Source organism: Mesorhizobium sp. B2-5-4 (genome assembly GCF_006441095.1).
GTDB classification, from domain to species: Bacteria; Pseudomonadota; Alphaproteobacteria; order Rhizobiales; family Rhizobiaceae; genus Mesorhizobium; species Mesorhizobium salmacidum.
Genome location: NZ_VFUR01000049.1, coordinates 1 through 3,736 on the forward strand (window position 1 = coordinate 1; position 3,736 = coordinate 3,736).

The following is a 3,736-nucleotide window of genomic DNA, read 5'->3' on the forward strand; positions in this document are numbered from 1 at the left end:
TTGGTTGCGGGGACAGGATTTGAACCTGTGACCTTCAGGTTATGAGCCTGACGAGCTACCGGGCTGCTCCACCCCGCGCCACCACCGCGATCGCCGCTGTACTTTGGCGACTGCGGTATTCTGTCTCCCCCAAATGAAAGGGCCGCTTAGAGCGGCCCGGGATCCCTTGGCGGGCTTTTATGCATGTCGCCCAAAAGTGTTAGCGGTTTTGGGGCAACGACATGCATCGAACAAAGCAATGAGAAGATTTCTCTGTCATCCGGTTGGATGTGAGTTTGAACGTGCATTTAGCAGACCTGGCAGCGACCTACTCTCCCGCGTCTTGAGACGAAGTACCATCAGCGCTGGAGCGTTTCACGGCCGAGTTCGGAATGGGATCGGGTGCAGCCGCTCCGCCATAACCACCAGGTCGGCAAAACGCACGTTATTCGAGAAGCTGGTTTGAGCGAATAGCCATAGAGAGGAGCGAATAGGGGACCTATTTTGTGCTTTCTCGGAGCTATTCGCTGGTCTTTTTTGTGCCTGGTCGTTCTTGGCCTGACGCCTTTCGAAGCGAAGCTTCGCAAGGTCGACCGACCGTCGGCGCCTATGCGCCGCACCCACGTAGCGCCGCCCGCAGGGCGGAACAAGCGTGAGTGAGAACAGACCATTTGATTTCGTCAAATGGATATTAGGAATGAGAACGATCAAGCCGATCGAACTATTAGTACCGGTAAGCTTCAAGCGTTGCCGCTCTTCCACACCCGGCCTATCAACGTGGTCGTCTTCCACGGTTCTCAGGGAATACTCGTTTTAAGGTGGGTTTCCCGCTTAGATGCCTTCAGCGGTTATCCCGTCCGGATATAGCTACCCTGCTATGCGGCTGGCGCCACAACAGGTCCACCAGAGATCCGTCCATCCCGGTCCTCTCGTACTAGGGACAGATCCTTTCAATATTCCTACACCCACGGCAGATAGGGACCGAACTGTCTCACGACGTTCTGAACCCAACTCACGTACCGCTTTAAATGGCGAACAGCCATACCCTTGGGACCTGCTCCAGCCCCAGGATGCGATGAGTCGACATCGAGGTGCCAAACAACCCCGTCGATATGGACTCTTGGGGGTCATCAGCCTGTTATCCCCGGCGTACCTTTTATCCGTTGAGCGATGGCCCTTCCACGCGGGACCACCGGATCACTATGACCGACTTTCGTCTCTGCTCGACTTGTCAGTCTCGCAGTCAGGCAGGCTTATGCCATTGCACTCAGCGAACGATTTCCGACCGTTCTGAGCCCACCATCGCGCGCCTCCGTTACTCTTTAGGAGGCGACCGCCCCAGTCAAACTACCCACCATACATTGTCCCGGACCCGGATAACGGGCCGCGGTTAGACATCCATAGTAATAAGGGTGGTATTTCAAGGGTGGCTCCACCTGAGCTGGCGCCCAGGTTTCAAAGCCTACCACCTATCCTACACATGCCACTACGAATGCCAATGTAAAGCTATAGTAAAGGTGCACGGGGTCTTTCCGTCTAACCGCAGGAACCCCGCATCTTCACGGGGAATTCAATTTCACTGAGTCTATGCTGGAGACAGCGGGGAAGTCGTTACGCCATTCGTGCAGGTCGGAACTTACCCGACAAGGAATTTCGCTACCTTAGGACCGTTATAGTTACGGCCGCCGTTTACTGGGGCTTCGATTCAGAGCTTGCACCCCTCCTCTTAACCTTCCAGCACCGGGCAGGCGTCAGACCCTATACGTCGTCTTGCGACTTCGCAGAGCCCTGTGTTTTTGATAAACAGTCGCTACCCCCTGGTCTGTGCCACCCTCCTCTACTTGCGTAGAAAAGGGTCACGCTTCTTCCGAAGTTACGCGTGCAATTTGCCGAGTTCCTTCAGCATAGTTCTCTCAAGCGCCTTGGTATACTCTACCAGACCACCAGTGTCGGTTTCGGGTACGGTTTATAAGGAGGAGCTATTTCCTGGAACCACGCAGCAGCCCGTTCAATCCGATAAGATTGGACTACCTCAATGATCCGTCACTACCTCCAAGCCCACGAATATTAACGTGGTTCCCATCGACTACGCGTTTCCGCCTCGTCTTAGGGGCCGGCTAACCCTGCTCAGATTAGCTTTAAGCAGGAACCCTTGGTCTTTCGGCGGGGGAGTCTCTCACTCCCCTTACGTTACTCATGTCAGCATTCGCACTTCTGATACCTCCACCACCCCTCACGGGTATGGCTTCATCAGCTTACAGAACGCTCCGCTACCGCTTGGCCCTTGCGGACCAAACCCTAAGCTTCGGTGTATGGCTTTAGCCCCGTTACATTTTCGGCGCAAAGACCCTTATTTAGACCAGTGAGCTGTTACGCTTTCTTTAAATGATGGCTGCTTCTAAGCCAACATCCTGGTTGTTTTGGGATCCTCACATCCTTTCCCACTTAGCCATAACTTGGGGACCTTAGCTGTAGGTCAGGGTTGTTTCCCTTTTCACGACGGACGTTAGCACCCGCCGTGTGTCTGCCGACTAGTACTCCCAGGTATTCGGAGTTTGGTTAGGTTTGGTAATCCGGTGAGGACCCCTAGCCCATCCAGTGCTCTACCCCCTGGGGTATTCGGTCGACGCTCTACCTAAATAGATTTCGCGGAGAACCAGCTATTTCCGAGTTTGATTGGCCTTTCACCCCTAGCCACAAGTCATCCCGAACTATTGCAACAGTTATGGGTTCGGTCCTCCAGTAAGTGTTACCTTACCTTCAACCTGCTCATGGCTAGATCACTCGGTTTCGGGTCTAATGCGACGAACTGAACGCCCTGTTCAGACTCGCTTTCGCTGCGCCTACACCTAGCGGTTTAAGCTTGCTCGTCACACTAAGTCGCTGACCCATTATACAAAAGGTACGTGGTCACCCAGGACGAACCTTGGGCTTCCACTGTTTGTAGGCAATCGGTTTCAGGTACTCTTTCACTCCCCTTGTCGGGGTGCTTTTCACCTTTCCCTCACGGTACTAGTTCGCTATCGGTCATGCACGAGTACTTAGGCTTGGAGGGTGGTCCCCCCAATTTCAGACAGGATTTCACGTGTCCCGCCTTACTCGAGGACGATTGATTGCATTACGCGTACGGGGCTGTCACCCACTATGGCCCTACTTTCCAGAAGGTTCCGCTTGTCTCTCAATCGCCACTGGCCTGGTCCGGGTTCGCTCGCCACTACTTCCGGAGTCTCGGTTGATGTCCTTTCCTACGGGTACTTAGATGTTTCAGTTCCCCGCGTTCGCCACTTTATCCCTATGTATTCAGGATAAGTTACCTATATCTGATACTTGGAAACCACAGCAGCACCAGCGCAATCTCGAAGAGATTGTCGCTCATGCTACTCTGATTTTCCAAGCACCTTAGGTGGGTTTCCCCATTCGGAAATCTACGGATCAAAGGGTATTCGCACCTCCCCGTAGCTTATCGCAGCGTATCACGTCCTTCATCGCCTGTGCATGCCAAGGCATCCACCAATTGCCCTTAAGACACTTGATCGTTCTCATTGCCAATATCCACCGCGCAATCCGAAGGATTGTCGCTTCAGCCAAACCCTTACGGGGTCAGCATCCGCGCAATCCCGAAGGGATTGTCGCCACGCGATCTCGAAGAGATCGTCGCGTCAGCCAAATCCTGTGCAGGATCCGGCTTGATGTCATTGGCACAAAAAGACCAGCTTCTCGAGATCGGTTCGAGGGTGCGGTTAGGCAAACCCATCAT

At 53.8% G+C, this 3,736-nt stretch carries 1 tRNA gene and 2 rRNA genes; all 3 read right to left on the reverse strand.

Features of this window, described 5'->3' with window-relative positions:
* Position 1: 1 nt before the first annotated feature.
* Positions 2-78 (reverse strand) — tRNA-Met (locus tag FJ492_RS28540).
* 216 nt (positions 79-294) lie between these two features.
* Positions 295-409: ribosomal RNA gene (gene rrf, locus FJ492_RS28545) — 5S ribosomal RNA — on the reverse strand.
* Between the two features lie 273 nt (positions 410-682).
* Positions 683-3,514: ribosomal RNA gene (locus tag FJ492_RS28550) — 23S ribosomal RNA — on the reverse strand.
* Between the last annotated feature and the right edge of the window lie 222 nt (positions 3,515-3,736).